We start from the raw sequence: 14,125 nt of genomic DNA on the forward strand, positions 1-14,125 counted from the left end.
CCCGCGTTGTGTACGTCACTTCGGGCCCGGGGGCCGTACCGCCGGCCGGTCCGCCACTCATAGGGTGCTGCCCATGATGGTCCCCGTCGCCCTGCTGCTGCTCGGCGCCCTGACCGCCGTCGTCGCCCCGAGGCTGCTGGCCCGGGCCGACTGGCCGGACCGTGAGCCGGTCGTCGCCCTCTGGGTGTGGCAGTGCGTCGTGGCGGCCGTCCTGCTGTGCTGCGCCCTGTCGATGACGCTCAGCGCGGCGGCGGCCTGGCAGGCGGTGCGCGGGCGGGTGTTCGCCACCGCGCCGCGCGGAGTCGTGGACGCGTACGCCCTCGGTACGGCGGGCCCCTGGGCGGCGCCCACCGCCGTGCTGCTCGCCTGCGGCGGCCTGTGGAGCCTGGCCATGCTGGTCCGCGAGGTCCGCCGGGCCCGGGTGCGGCGGCGCGGACGGCGAACCGAACTGCTCGTGCGGGCACCGCTGTTGCCGGGCGAGGAGCCGGCGGGCGGGCGGCTGGTGGTGCTGGAGGGCGACCGCCCCGACGCCTGGTGGCTGCCCGGCCCGGCACCCCGGCTGGTCGTCACCACGGCCGCGCTGCGCCGGCTGAAGGGGCGTCAGCTGGACGCGCTGCTCGCGCACGAGCAGGGGCACGCGCAGGCCCGGCACGACTGGCTGCTGCACTGCTCGGCCGCGCTGGCGGGCGGGTTCCCGCAGGTGCCGGTGTTCGCCGCGTTCCGCGACGAGATGCACCGGCTGGTCGAACTGGCCGCCGACGACACCGCGTCCCGGCGCTTCGGCCGGCTGACGACCGCACTGGCCCTGGTCGGACTCAACGAGGAGCGGGGCGTGTTCGGCCCCGGCCCGGCCCCGCAGGCCCACGTACCGCACCGCGTGGACCGCCTCCTGACCGCCCCGGACCGCCTCCCCGCGCGGCACCGGCTGCGCCTGACGGCGACGGCCGCACTGGTACCGGTGCTCCCGGTCCTGGTGACCCTGGTCCCGGGGCTGCGGGCGCTGGGCTGAGGCTCGTACCCGGCTCCGGCCCGGAAGCCTCCGCTCCGCCTGACGGCCATGGCGGGCTTGGCCGCGGCGTCCGTATCCACAAAGATCGCGGCATGCGCGATCGCCCCACGGTTCCCCCTCCGCCGCCACCGCCCTCCCCCGGCCCCCCGCCAAGGCACCGCACGGCCGCCCGGGCCGCCCTGGTGCTCGGAATCTGCTCGGTGCCGCTGCTCGTCCTCGTCGCGGTGCGCTGGCAGCCGCTGCTGACGCTGGACGGCGACATCGCCCGTGCCGTCCACCGCCGGGCCGTCCGCGACCACGCGGTGACCGGGGTGTTCCGGGTGCTGACGGACTGGGTGTGGGATCCGCTGACCATGCGTCTGGTGTGCGCGGCGGCGGCCGTGTGGCTGGTGTGGCGCCGCGCGGCCTGGTGGACGGCGGTGTGGCTGGCGGCCAGCGTCGCCCTGGCGGCGCTCGTGCAGCAGTCGGTGAAGGCCGCCGTCGGCCGCTCCCGCCCGGTCTGGCCGGATCCCGTCGACTCCGCCCACTACGCGGCCTTCCCGTCCGGTCACGCGCTGACCGCGACCGTGGTCTGCGGCCTGCTGCTGTGGCTGCTGCGCCGCGGCGGCGCGGGCCGCGCCGTGTGGCGGACGGCGGTGGCGGTGGCGGTCGTCTCGGTGGCCGGCGTGGGCGTCACCCGGGTCTGGCTCGGCGTCCACTGGGCCTCGGACGTGCTCGGCGGCTGGCTGTTCGGCGCGCTGCTGGTGGCGCTGGCCGTGCTGGTGTACGAGTGGCCGCGGGACCGGCCGGAGCCGCCGGCGCGCCGGCGCGGGTAGGGTCGCACGCATGACCGCCGTGCTGTTCGACTTCTCCGGGACGCTGTTCCGTGCCGAACCCACCGAGTCCTGGCTGCGCGCGGTACTGGACGAGACCGGACACACCCTGTCCGCAGGCGAACTCGCCCGCCTCGCCGCGGCGTTGGAGGAGGCCGGCGCGCTGCCGGGCGGCGCGGCACCGGCACGGGTCCCGGCGGACCTGGCTGCCGTCTGGGCGGTCCGGGACGAGAGCGCCGGACTGCACCGGGCCGCGTACACGGGCCTGTCGCGCCGGGTGCCGCTGCCGGATCCCGCGCTCCACGACGCCCTGTACGAGCGGCACATGACGCCGGCCGCCTGGGCCCCCTGCCCCGACGCGCCCGAGGTGCTGCGGACCCTGCGCTCGCGCGGGATCGGCGTCGGGGTGGTCAGCAACATCGGCTGGGATCCGCGCCCGGTGTTCCGCGCGCACGGGCTGGACGGTTACGTGGACACGTACACGCTGTCGTACGAACACGGCGTGCAGAAGTTGGATCCACGGCTGTTCCGGGTCGCCTGCGAGGCGCTCGGCGCGGATCCGCGGCAGGTGCTGATGGTCGGTGACAGCAGGGCGGCGGACGGCGGCGCCGCCGCACTCGGCTGCCGGACGCACTTCGTGGACCACCTGCCCGTGTCCCGGCGTCCGGACGGGCTGTTGCCGGTCTTGGCGCTGGTGGGCTGAAACGTGCGGACGCCCCGTGCCGTCCGTCTGAGACGATCCCCCGCGTCGCCCCAGACGGACGGCTGCTCCGGGCGACCGCAAGCACACGGGTGCCCCGATGCGTTGAGTATAGTTGGCTGGCAGCCAGTCAACGCAGGAGTTACAGGATGTCCCCGCGCAGCGCTTCGGTCAATGAAGAATTGCGGCGGCGTTCCAGGGAACGGCTGTTGCAGGCCGCCGTCGAACTGGTGGGCGAGCGGGGCTTCGAGGCCACGACGCTGGGCGATATCGCCGACCGGGCCGGTTCGGCACGTGGACTGGTGTCGTACTACTTCCCCGGCAAGCGCCAGTTGGTGCAGTCCGCCGTCCACCGGCTGATGCACCGCACGCTGGAGGAGGCACTGGAGCGGGACCCGCACACCGAGGACGGCCGGGAGCGGCTGGCCCGGGCCATCGACGCGATCCTGGGCCTGGCCCGGGACCGGCCGGTGCTGATGCGCCAGCACATGGCGGGCCTGCTGCACGCCGAGGGCTTCGTGCAGTGCCCGGAGCAGCGCCGGCTGGCGGAGCTGCTCGGCGAGACCGTCACCCGCTACGGCTCGCAGGCGGTCTCGGCCGACTACCCGATGCTGCGGGCCCTGCTGATGGGCGCGGTGTACGCGGCGCTGGTGCCGGGCGTGCCGATGCCGGTACCGGTGCTGCGGGCCGAGCTGTTCCAGCGGTACGGGCTGGACTGGGAGATGGGCGTGCCCCCGGAGAGCGAGCCGGGCGCGGGGGCGGAGAACGGGGACCTGTCCCGGTTCTTCGCCACGGAGGAGCGGCGGGAACGGCCCTGACAGGCCCCTCTCCGGGCGGCGGGAGCGGTCCTGGAAGCTCCCTCCTTCTGCGGCGGAAGCGGCCCTGCGCAGCCCTCTCTCCGAGTGGCGGGAGCGGCTCCCGTCGGGCTCCCTCTTCGGCGGCGTTCCGCAGCCGTACGAGCACGCGCTCGGCGAGCGGCGGCGCGTCCGGATCACTCCTCCGGCCCTGCCCGCCGGGACCTCGCGGTGCCATGCTGGAGGCGTCCGCACGCCCCTCCTTCGGGCAAGGAGTACCGCTGTGCTGCGTGTCGCCGTCGTCGGATCCGGGCCGAGCGGGTGTTACACCGCCCAGAGCCTGGTGCAGCGTGATCCGGGGGTCCTGGTGGACGTCCTGGACCGGCTGCCGTGCCCCTACGGCCTGGTGCGCTACGGCGTCGCGCCCGACCACGAGAAGATCAAGTCCCTCCAGGGCAGCCTGCGGACGGTGCTGGAGCACGAACGGGTGCGGTTCCTCGGCGGGGTCCGGGTGGGCGGGCCCGGTGGTCTGCCGGTGGAGCGGCTGAGGGGGCTGTACGACGCGGTGGTGTACTGCGTGGGCGCCGCCGCCGACCGGCGGCTCGGGGTTCCCGGCGAGGACCTGCCGGGAAGCTTCTCGGCGACCGGGTTCGTCTCCTGGTACAGCGCGCACCCGGACGCGGCCGACGCGGACTACCTGCGCGGGGTCCGGTCGGCGGTGGTCGTCGGCGTGGGCAATGTCGCGGTGGACGTCGCCCGGATGCTGGTCCGGGGCGCGGCCGAGCTGCGGGGCACGGACATTCCGCAGGCCGCGCTGGACACGCTGGCGGCGAGCGGGCTCACCGAGGTGCACATGGTGGGCCGGCGCGGCCCCGCCCAGGCCCGCTTCACCGCCAAGGAGCTGCGCGAGCTGAACGCCCTGCCCGGCACCGAGGTGACCGTGGACAAGGCCGACCTGGCTCTCGACCCGGCCGACCCCGGCGCACTGCCGGCCGGGCAGCGGCGCAATGTGGAGGTGCTGCGCGGCTGGGCGGCGCGGCCCGGGGAGGCGGCCGCCCGGCGGATCCGGCTGCGGTTCTTCCTGCGCCCGGTGGAGCTGCTCGAAGCCGGCGGCCGGGTGGGTGCCGTCCGCTTCGAGCGCACGGCCCCGGACGGCCGGGGCGGCGTGCGGGGGACGGGCCGGTACGAGGACGTGCCCGCGCAGTTGGTGCTGCGCTCGGTGGGCTACCGCGGAGTGCCCCTGGACGGGCTGCCGTTCGACGCCGCGAGCGGCACGGTCCCGCACCGGGAGGGCCGCGTCCTGCGGGACGGCGTGCCCTCCCCCGGTGAGTACGTCGCCGGGTGGATCAAGCGCGGGCCGACCGGGGTCATCGGCACCAACCGGCCCTGTGCCAAGGAGACGGTGACCTCCCTGCTCGCGGACGCGCCCGCCCTCGCCCGCGCAGCCGTGCCGGCGGATCCGGTGGCCGCGCTCCGGGCGGCCGGCGCCGACCCCGTGCCCTGGGGCGGCTGGCTGGCCATCGAGCGGGCCGAGGCCGAGCTGGGGGCGCGGCTCGGGCGCGGCGTGGTCAAGCTGGCCGACTGGGACACGCTGCTCGCGGCGGCACGGGTGCCGTAGCGAGGAGGCGGATCGAGGACAGCGGGTCGGGGGCGGCGGGGCGGGGGTCGGTGTTCCCGGCGGACGGGACACACGGCGGCAACAGGCCGGAAATCAACAAACTGTTCAAGGCCCTTACGGTCTCGTCCTGTCCGGATGTCCCGATGTCCGGATCCCGCTGCCCGTCCGCCGCAGATGGAGACCCCATGGCCACGCCCGCCGCCGCGCATCCCGTCGACGAGATCCCCCCGTTCCGGCAACTGGCCGCCTTCGGGCTCCAGCATGTGCTCGCGATGTACGCGGGCGCCGTCGCCGTGCCGCTGATCGTGGGCGGCGCGATGCGACTGCCGCCCGCCGACCTGGCGTACCTGATCACGGCCGACCTGCTGGTGTGCGGGATCGCCACGCTGATCCAGTGCGTCGGGTTCCGGCGGTTCGGGGTGCGGCTGCCGGTCATGCAGGGGTGCACGTTCGCGGCCGTGTCGCCGATGGTGCTCATCGGGACGACGGGCGGCGGACTGCCCGCGATCTACGGCTCCGTGATCGTCGCGGGGCTCGCGATCACGCTGCTCGCACCGGTCTTCGGCAGACTGCTGCGCTTCTTCCCGCCGCTGGTGACCGGCACGGTGATCCTGGTCATCGGCGTCTCGCTGCTGCCGGTCGCGGGCAACTGGGCGGCGGGCGGTGCCGGCGCGAAGGACTTCGGGGCGCCGCGGAACCTGGCGCTGGCGGGCTTCGTCCTGGCCGTGGTGCTCGGTGTGCAGCGGTTCGCGCCCGCCTTCCTCTCCCGGATCGCGGTGCTCGCCGGCATCGCCGCCGGTCTGGCCGTCGCGGTGCCGCTGGGCATGGCCGACTTCGACGGGGTCGCGGACGCCGGCTGGGTCGGCGTCAGCACGCCGTTCCACTTCGGGGCGCCCGAGTTCCGGGTGTCCGCGATCGCCTCCATGCTCGTGGTGGCCCTGGTGACGATGACCGAGACCGCCGGTGACCTGATCGCGGTCGGCGAGCTGACCGGGCGGAAGGTGGAGCCGCGCACGCTGGCCGACGGGCTGCGCGCGGACGGTCTGTCGACGGTGCTGGGCGGGGTGTTCAACACCTTCCCGTACACGGCGTTCGCGCAGAACGTGGGTCTGGTGGGCATGACCCGGGTGCGCAGCCGCTGGGTGGTCGCCGCGGCCGGCGGCATCCTGGTGCTGCTCGGTCTGCTGCCCAAGCTGGGCGCGGTGGTCGCGGCGATCCCGGCGCCGGTGCTCGGCGGGGCCGGGCTGGTGATGTTCGGGACGGTCGCGGCGAGCGGGCTGCGGACCCTGGCCCGGGTCGACTTCCGGGGCAACGGCAATCTGACCGTGGTGGCCGTCTCGGTGGCGATCGGCACGCTGCCGGTGGGCGTGCCCACGGTGTACGCCGGGTTCCCGGACTGGTTCCAGACCGTGATGGACAGCGGGATCAGCGCGGGCTGCCTGTCCGCGATCGTACTGAACCTGCTCTTCAACCACCTTCCGGCGAAGGGTGGTTCAGCCGGCGACCGGGTCCCGGCCGGCCTCACCGAGCCGGCCGGCCTGCCGGTCGGCCGCGGCGAGGAGGCTGTCGAGCAGCCCCGGGAAGAGGCTCTCTAGATCGTCCCGGCGCAGGCCGTTCATCTTGGCCGTCCCCCGGTAGACCTGCCGGACGACCCCCGCCTCCCGCAGCACCCGGAAGTGGTGCGTGGTGGTGGACTTGGTCACCGGCAGCTCGAAGTGCGAACAGGTCAACTCCGCCTCCTGGGCGGACAGTTCGCGCACGATCCGCAACCGCATCGGGTCGGAGAGCGCGTGCAGCACGGACTCCAGCCGGATGTGCTCGCGGTCCGGATGCGGCAACGCGCGCCCGGTGGTGGCTGTCTCGGTCACGGCGACCGCCCTTCGTCGCGGGACTCCTCCGACGGCGACCATCGTACGAGAACTCTCGTAGTTTGACACCTCTCGTACTTTCACGATTCTCGTAGTACGGTGAACGCCGTACGAAGCTGTCAGGCCACCCGTGACGAAACGGAGTGCTTCATGTCCGCGCTCTTCGAGCCCCTCACCCTGCGCGAAGTGACCATCCCGAACCGGGTGTGGATGGCCCCGATGTGCCAGTACTCGGCCGAGCCGGAGGGCCCGCTCGCCGGAGCCCCGCACGACTGGCACTTCGCGCACTACGCGGCGCGGGCCGCCGGCGGCACCGGCCTGATCGTGGTCGAGGCCACCGCGGTCGCGCCCGAGGGCCGGATCTCCCCGTACGACCTCGGACTGTGGAACGACACCCAGGTGGAGGCTTTCCGGCGGATCACCCGGTTCCTCACCGCGCAGGGCACCGTACCGGCCGTCCAGCTCGGGCACGGGGGCCGCAAGGCGTCCACCGAACGGCCGTGGAAGGGCGGCGCGCCCGTCGGACCGGAGGCGCACGGCTGGCAGCCGCTCGCCCCCAGCGCGGTCCCGTTCGACGAACGCCACCCGGTGCCGACCGAGCTGGGCGTCGACGAGATCAAGGAGATCGTCGGGCAGTTCGCCGCCGCCGCGCGCCGGGCGCTGGCCGCGGGCTTCGAGGCCGTCGAGATCCACGGCGCCCACGGTTACCTGATCAACGAGTTCCTCTCGCCCTACTCCAACCACCGCACGGACGCCTACGGCGGCTCGTACGAGAACCGGACCCGGTTCGCCCTGGAGGTCGTGGACGCCGTACGCGAGGTGTGGCCCGACGAAAAGCCGGTGTTCTTCCGCATCTCCGCCACCGACTGGCTGGACGAGGCCGGCTGGACCGCGGACGACACGGTCCGCTTCGCCCGCGACCTGCACGCCCACGGTGTGGACCTGCTCGACGTCTCCACCGGCGGCAACGCGAGCAGCGTGAGCATTCCGACCGGGCCGGGCTACCAGGTGCCGTTCGCCGCCCGGGTGAAGGCCGAGACCCCGCTGCCGGCCGGCGCCGTCGGGCTGATCACCGAGGCGGAGCAGGCGGAGAAGATCCTGGCGAATGGCGAGGCCGACGTGGTCCTGCTCGGCCGGGAGCTGCTGCGCAACCCGTCCTGGGCCCGGCAGGCTGCCCGCGAACTGGGCGCGGAGATCCGGGTGCCGGACCAGTACCACCGGTCGGTCTGACCCCGGCGACGGCTCCGGCCGGGAGCGGCCGGGGCTGTCCGCGGCCCTGGCGCCACGGCGGTCGTGTGGCCCCGGCCGGTGCGCACGTCCCGCCCGCCGGGCCGAGCCCGCCCCGGCGCCATATCGGCCCGGGGGCCGTCCGCACACCGCGCGCTACGGCGGTCGCACGGTCCCGGCCGGTGCGCACATCCCGCCCGGCAGGCCGAATCCGACCCGGCGCCACACCGGCCCGGGGGCCGTCCGCACACCGCGCGCTACGGCAACCGTGCGGTCCCGGCCGGTGCGCGCAGCCATCCGTGATGCCGTGGTCCGGCGTCGGTGCCAGGTCGGCCGGGGCCTGCCCGGAACCCGGGCGGGCCCCGGCAGTGGTGTAGTGCCCGTCGGTGCGCGCAGGCGCCCGGGAACCGGGCGTTCACGGGCCCGCGCCCCGGCCACTGCGCCGGTCGCGTCGGCCCCGCGCGCCCCCGTCACCCGCCGGGCAGCAGCCGTCCCACGGTCTCCTCCAGGCGGGGCAGGGACCTCTGGCCCGCCAGGGCCAGGGCGATCGCGGCGACGACGCCCGCCCATGCCACCGGGCCGAGCGGGGTGCAGCCGAACGCGCGGCTGAGGACCGGGGTCTGGACCACGGCGACGAGCGCCAGCGCGGAGCCCAGCGAGGTCACCTGCACCAGCCGGCTGTCCCGCCGGTCGAGCAGGGTCCGCGCCAGCTGGGTGCCGACCACTCCGCACAGGGCCATGGTGCTGGAGCGGCGGGCGGTGCCCGGGGTGAAGCGGCCGATCAGCCAGGCCGTGACCGCGCCGAGGCAGGTCGTCAGCGCCCGGTGCCGGATCTGCCGCAGCAGCGGGGCGCCCAGCACCGCGGCGGCGTCCTCCGGCGACCCGCTCCGCGCCCGGACGGCGTCCCGCGGGTCCTCCTTCTCCGTCACCGCCACGGCCATCGACGGGAACAGGTCGGTGAACAGGTTCACCATCAGCATCTGCCGGGTGGACAGCGGCGCCCGCCCGGACACCAGGGTGCCGATGATGCCGAAGCCGACCTCGCCCGCGTTGCCGCCGATCAGGATGGCGATGGCGTCGGCCACGCTGTGCCACAGGGCGCGGCCCTCGCCGACCGCGTCGACCAGTACCGTCAGGTCCTCGTCGGTCAGCACGATGTCCGCCGCGTTGCGGGCGGCGGCCGAGCCCCGGGCGCTGATGCCGACGCCGATGTCGGCGGCGCGGATGGCCGCGGCGTCGTTGGCGCCGTCGCCGACCATGCCGACCACCCGGCCCGCGTCCCGCAGCGCCTCCACGACCTGCACTTTCTGCTCGGGCGCCACCCGGGCCACCACGCCCGCGTCGCGCAGCATCCGGGCCCGGGACGCGCGGTCGGCGGCGGCCAGCTCGTCTCCGGTGACCACCACGGTGTCCGCCGGCCAGCCCAGGTCGGCGGCGATGGCGCGGGCGGTCTGCGGATGGTCGCCGGTGAGCATCACCGGCCGTACGCCCGCCCCGTTGAGCGCGTTGACCAAGGCCGTGGAGGTCTCGCGGGGTACGTCGGACAGCGCCAGCAGCCCGGTGAACTCCAGGTTCTCCAGCGCCCGTCCCAGGGCACCGTCCTCCTGCTCGCCCTCGCCGAGCCGCCGCTCGGCCACCGCGAGCACCCGCAGTCCGTCCCCGGCCAGCGCGTGGGCGGTGTCGAAGGCGTGCCGCGGCAGATCGGGGCAGGCGGGCAGCACGGTCTCCGGGGCGCCCTTGACCACCAGCACCGGCGGGCCGTCCCAGGTACGGCCCACGCCTGCGGCGTATCCGCGCGCGGCCTCGAACGGCAGGTCGGCGAGCCGGGTCCAGTCCGGGTCGGGCGGCGCGGCGACGAGCACGGCCTCGTCGGTGGCGTGCACCGGCCGGTCGGAGCCGTCGTCCAGCCGCGGACAGGCCCGCGCGGCGGCCCGTACGGTGTCCTCGGCGCCGGCGTCGGCCACGGCGTGGACCGTGCCCCCGGTGTCGGCGGTGCGCACCAGGCGCAGCCGGTTCTCGGTGAGCGTGCCGGTCTTGTCGAAGCAGACGGTGTCCATCCGGCCCAGCGCCTCCAGCGAACGCGGCGTGCGCACCAGGACGCCGCCCCGGCTCAGCCGCCGGGCGGCCGCCAGCTGGGCGACCGTCGCCACCAGCGGCAGCCCCTCCGGTACGGCGGCCACGGCCACCGCCACCCCGCCGCCGACCGCCTCGCGGATCGGGGTGCCGCGCAGCAGCGCCAGCCCCGTCACCGCGGCGCCGCCCCCCAGGGTCAGCGGCAGCGCCTTGCGGCTCAGTTCCTGGAGCCTGGCCTGCACCCCGCCGGCCGGGGGCGTGCGCGCGGCGAGGTGGACGGCGCGGGCGGCCTCGGTGCGGTCGCCGATGTCGACCACGATGGCGCGGGCCTCCCCCGCCACCACCGTCGTCCCCTCGAAGACCATGCACCGCCGGTCGGCGACGGCGGCGTGCGGGGTGGGGTCGGTCTGCTTCTCCACCGGCAGCGACTCGCCGGTCAGCGCGGACTCGTCCACCTCCAGGCCCTCCTGCCAGAGCAGCCGGGCGTCGGCGGGCACCACGTCGTCCGCCTTGAGCTGGATCACGTGTCCCGGCCGCAGCCGGCCGGCCTCCACGGTGCGGGTGCCGCCGGCCGGGGCCTCGGCCGGCGGCGGCACCAGGCGGGCCTTCTGTTTCTGCTCCGCGACCAGCCCGGACAGCGCCCGTTCGGCCCGCAGCCGCTGGACTCCGCCGACCAGGGCGTTCAGGTCGAGGGCGCCGACGACGAGCAGCGCGTCCACGACCGAGCCGAGGATCGCGGACGCCGCCGAGCCGACGGCCAGCACCGGGGTGAGCGGATCCTGGAGTTCGTCCCGGACGGCCCGGCCGAGCCGGTAGGACCAGCGGACGGGCGCGGCGGCGGGATGCGCGACGACGCCCTCCGCCGCCTTGCGCACCCGGGCGGCCGGCGCGTCGGTCCCGGTGCCGGCGGCCGGTTCCCGGGCCAGCCGGTCCCGGGCCTCGTCCGCGCCGAGTTCGTGCCAGTGCACCCGGGGACGCGGGTGCGGGGCGCGGGCCGCCGCCACGCCGAGCGCGGCGCGCACCCCGGACAGCAGCGCGGAGGCGGCGCCGGCGTCGACCGGCGCGTGCCGCAGCCCCGGCAGGACGGCCCGGCGGTTCCGCCGGCCGCCGGACTCGCCGACGGCGACGAGCAGCCCGGACAGCGCGGCGCCGGAGCGGGCCAGCGTCTGGGCGCGGCGGCCGACCCGGCGGGCGGCCGGGATCGCGGTCAGGACCCGCCAGACGTCGGGCAGTCCGTGCAGGGCGAGGAGGTCCGCGCCCCAGACGACCGCGCCGTCCCGGTCGGTCAGGGCGAGGGCGATGTCGGCGGCGCGCAGGGCGGCCAGGACATCGCGGTCGCCGGCCGAGCGCACCCGCGCGACCACCAGGACGGCGCTCTCCTCGGCACGCGCCTCGTACACGACGTCGTCCAGCGGCCGGCGGGGGTCGACGACCTGATCGGCAAGGCCGGTGAAGTCCTCCAGGGCCGGATCGTCCACGAGCACGACCCGCAGCCCGGCCCGGCGGGCGGCGTCCAGCACCGGTTCGGCCCACGGGTCGGCCTCGCCGTCGTCGGTGCGCAGGGCGCCGGGGTGCAGCACGACGGTGCCGGCCATCTCCAGCTGGCGCAGCCGCTCCGGGGCGCGGACCAGGACACCGGTGCGGGCCAGGGCTCCGGAGAGGACGGCGTGGAAGGCGGCCGGGCCGTAGCGCGCGGCCTTCGGGGAGCCGGCCAGCACGGCCTCCGCGGCCTCGGCGGTGTCGTGCTTGACCAGCAGGGTGGCCGCCGCGCCCAGCACGCTGCCCGCGGAGGCGTGGGCGGCGTACTCCTGGGCCGGTGAGACGTGCAGCGGCGGGCGGGGCGGGCCGTCCGGGGCGAGGCTGATCCGCCACGGGGCGCACAGCTGGTCGTGCACCGCGTCGAAGGCGGCCGAGCGGGCCACCGTCTCGGCCACCTGGCAGGCGCGCAGCGCACCGTCCAGGATCAGCGAGGCGGGGGACTGCCCGGCGCCGTGCACGGCCGCGTTGGCGCAGGCCAGCACGAGGTCCATCCGGGAGTTGCCGATCCGGGCGCGCAGCCACGCGCGAAAGCGCGGGTTCTCCCGCAACAGGGTCACGACGGCGGTCACCATCCGGGGGGAGGGCGGCAGCCGCAGGCCGTAGGCGGTCAGGGCCACGGCGATGCCGACGGCGTCGGCGGCGAGCGTGGCCGCGGCGGCGCGCACCCCGGCCGGGTCGGCGGGATGCGTGGTCTCGGCGACGTCCCCGCCGGCCAGCGCCAGGCCGTGCCGTTCGGCCAGGTCCGCGGCGTGCGCGAGGACCCGGTCGGCGGCCTGCTCACCGGTCGCGGTCACCACCAGCCGGGCCAGTCCCTGGTCCCAGTAGGCGACCAGGACGTCGGGATGTTTCCGGAGCGCCTCGGCCACCCGGCGGGCCGGTCGGGCGAGGTCGCCCGCGTGCCGGGCCAGGTCCCGTTCCAGGGGGCGTACGGCCAGATGGGCGCGGGCACCGGAGCGCCAGTGGGTGCCGGCGCCGGGCAGCGCGTTGCGGGCCACCCGGGCGGCCCGGGCGGCGGCGTCCGCGCCGCGCACACCGGCGCGCGCGGTACCGGCGGCGGCACCGGCCGCCACGCCGACCGCCGGTGCCGCCGCCCGCGCGAGCAGGCGTGGCGCCGCGGGCAGCAGCCGGACGGCGGCCGGCGGCGCCGTCAGCAGACCGGCCACCATGACCTCCTACAGCGTGGTGCGGTCGGGCCGGGCGGTCGGCCCGAGGGGACCGGAGGACGCCTTGGTCGTTCCGGCGCCGTGGCCGGGTTCGGCCGGCCTCGGCGCCTCCGTGTGTGCCCCCTTGGCCCGCCCTCGGGTCCGGGCGGTCGCGGCGGCCCCGCTGCCGCCGGGCGCGCCCTCGACGGCCCGGCCGTGCGCGCCGCCCGTGCCGGACCTGAGGGCCGCGGTGCCGAGATCGTGCGCGGGCTCGGGGCGCTGTACGGCGGCGTCCCCACCCTCCGCCGGCCGGCCGGGCCGGGGCTGGGTGAGCCAGGCCACCGCCGCGCCGGTGAGCGCGACCGGCCATTCCACGACGCCCGCCGCGCCGAGCATCCCGGCGCCCGCGTACACCGCCATGCGCCGCCCGCGGGGCGAGACCGCGCCGATCTTGTCGAGTGTCTCCTCGGCGGCCCTGCTCACCGTTCCGGCGCCGGGCACCCGGCTCAGGACCGAGGCGGCGCCGCGCAGGGGCGCCGTGAGGGCCGACGACGACTTCTGCTCAGCCATGACTCTCCTCGGGGTGGGATCGCCTCGCGTGCCCCCCGAGTGCCCGCGACCGCGCCGGTCATCACGCACCTCCCAGTGAACCCCCACGGGCCGCCGGCAAACCTCCCGGGAAGGGGACGACACCGTCCGCGACGGCCCCGGAGCGACGGGCCCCCGGTGCGCGGCCCGCCCCTCGCCGGGCCGGGCCACGGGGTCACGGACGGCGGCCGAAGCCGGTCACCGCGTCGGGGCGGACAGGGGGCGGGCAGCGGGACGCGCGGAGTGCTGCCGTCGAACGGCATGCCGGTGACGCCGTAGGGCCGGACGGCACCGCGTGGACCCCGCACGACGAGCGCGCCGACAGCCCGCGGTCGGCAAGCGGCTCGCCGGCGAGTACGCGCCCCGCCTCGGGTCACGGGGCCCGGGCCGCCCGCGATCGGCGGGCCGACGACGAGCACGCGCCGCGCCGGCCGCCCGCGACCTACTCGCCGGCGAGTACGCGCCGCACCCTGGACCGAGGGACCCGGCCGCCCACGACCGGCTCGCCGGTGAGCACCGCACCACACCCCGGACCGCGAGCCCCGGCCATCCGCGACCGGCTCGCCGACGGCCCCGCACCACGCCCTGATCGCGGACCCCGGCCGCCGGGCGCACGCCCGGTACGGGGTCCCGCGGTCCCGCAGGACCCACGCGGCGCGGGGGGGGGGGGGGGGGGGGGGGGGGGGGGGGGGGGGGGGGGGGGAGGGTGGGGGGGGGGGGGGGGAGAAGGGGGGGGGGGGGCCGCTCGCAGTGGA

10 protein-coding genes are annotated in these 14,125 nt (G+C 76.7%); 7 read left to right on the plus strand and 3 right to left on the minus strand.

Going from position 1 to position 14,125, the window contains the following annotated elements; genetic code table 11:
- The first annotated feature begins 73 nt into the window (after positions 1-73).
- The 6 genes from ACZ4W9_RS26525 to ACZ4W9_RS26550 all read left to right on the plus strand — a co-directional run bounded on the left by ACZ4W9_RS26525 (position 74) and on the right by ACZ4W9_RS26550 (position 6,528).
- Positions 74-1,009 (plus strand): M56 family metallopeptidase, encoded by a 936-nt coding sequence (locus ACZ4W9_RS26525; protein ID WP_467939982.1) that lies wholly within the window; start codon positions 74-76, stop codon positions 1,007-1,009.
- A 92-nt stretch (positions 1,010-1,101) separates the two neighbouring features.
- The gene (locus tag ACZ4W9_RS26530; RefSeq protein WP_467939983.1) at positions 1,102-1,824 is read left to right on the plus strand and encodes a phosphatase PAP2 family protein; all 723 of its coding nucleotides are present in this window, start codon (positions 1,102-1,104) and stop codon (positions 1,822-1,824) included.
- 10 nt (positions 1,825-1,834) lie between these two features.
- The gene (locus tag ACZ4W9_RS26535) at positions 1,835-2,524 is read left to right on the plus strand and encodes an HAD family hydrolase (protein WP_467939984.1); all 690 of its coding nucleotides are present in this window, start codon (positions 1,835-1,837) and stop codon (positions 2,522-2,524) included.
- 146 nt (positions 2,525-2,670) lie between these two features.
- On the plus strand, positions 2,671-3,339 hold the full coding sequence (locus ACZ4W9_RS26540; RefSeq protein ID WP_467939986.1) for a TetR/AcrR family transcriptional regulator: 669 nt from the start codon (positions 2,671-2,673) through the stop codon (positions 3,337-3,339).
- Between the two features lie 259 nt (positions 3,340-3,598).
- Entirely contained in the window at positions 3,599-4,933 is a 1,335-nt protein-coding gene (locus ACZ4W9_RS26545; protein WP_467939987.1) for an FAD-dependent oxidoreductase, read from the plus strand.
- A 185-nt stretch (positions 4,934-5,118) separates the two neighbouring features.
- Entirely contained in the window at positions 5,119-6,528 is a 1,410-nt protein-coding gene (locus ACZ4W9_RS26550) for a nucleobase:cation symporter-2 family protein (RefSeq protein WP_467939989.1), read from the plus strand.
- Here ACZ4W9_RS26550 and ACZ4W9_RS26555 read toward each other — a convergent pair.
- Positions 6,427-6,843: an ArsR/SmtB family transcription factor gene (locus tag ACZ4W9_RS26555; protein ID WP_467940045.1), complete on the minus strand. Its 417-nt coding sequence runs from the start codon at positions 6,841-6,843 to the stop codon at positions 6,427-6,429. The two genes, ACZ4W9_RS26550 and ACZ4W9_RS26555, sit on opposite strands and share 102 nt — an antisense overlap.
- Before the next feature lie 108 nt (positions 6,844-6,951).
- Between ACZ4W9_RS26555 and ACZ4W9_RS26560 the strand changes: the two genes are divergently transcribed.
- Entirely contained in the window at positions 6,952-8,031 is a 1,080-nt protein-coding gene (locus ACZ4W9_RS26560) for an NADH:flavin oxidoreductase/NADH oxidase (protein ID WP_467939990.1), read from the plus strand.
- A gap of 467 nt (positions 8,032-8,498) precedes the next feature.
- Here ACZ4W9_RS26560 and ACZ4W9_RS26565 read toward each other — a convergent pair whose 3' ends face one another.
- Both ACZ4W9_RS26565 and ACZ4W9_RS26570 read right to left on the minus strand, forming a co-directional pair.
- A complete protein-coding gene (locus ACZ4W9_RS26565; RefSeq protein ID WP_467939992.1) occupies positions 8,499-12,806 on the minus strand; it encodes an HAD-IC family P-type ATPase in 4,308 nt (1,435 codons plus the stop codon).
- A 6-nt stretch (positions 12,807-12,812) separates the two neighbouring features.
- Positions 12,813-13,352, minus strand: coding sequence for a hypothetical protein (locus tag ACZ4W9_RS26570; RefSeq protein WP_467939993.1), 540 nt, complete (start codon positions 13,350-13,352; stop codon positions 12,813-12,815).
- Between the last annotated feature and the right edge of the window lie 773 nt (positions 13,353-14,125).

It is taken from the genome of Streptomyces sp. NPDC029296 (assembly GCF_055569255.1).